The sequence below is a fragment of the Winogradskyella poriferorum genome, from assembly GCF_050618035.1.
Taxonomy (GTDB): Bacteria; Bacteroidota; Bacteroidia; order Flavobacteriales; family Flavobacteriaceae; genus Winogradskyella; species Winogradskyella poriferorum_A.
In genome coordinates, this window is the sequence record NZ_JBODPY010000346.1 from 1 (window position 1) to 208 (window position 208).

Annotated in this window: 1 pseudogene; it reads left to right on the forward strand. The window is 41.8% G+C overall.

Annotated features, from left to right (window positions below):
- Window positions 1–208: pseudogene (locus tag ACRHOC_RS16025) on the forward strand (rod shape-determining protein RodA); the annotation flags it as partial.

Below are 208 nucleotides of genomic sequence, written 5' to 3' on the forward strand. Positions count from 1 at the left end.
TTATGAACATGCCTTAAAACCACATCAACAAAACAGAATAAGCCTTTGGTCGCGACTAGAAACGGATCCAATTAAACTCGAAAGAATGAAAAAGGCCGCGGCTTACAACCTTATTCAATCTGAGCAAGCAATTAGGTCGGAGCATCTCTACGGTAAGGGATTTTTAAAGGGCCCGAGAACAACCAGTAAAAATGTACCAGAACAGCAC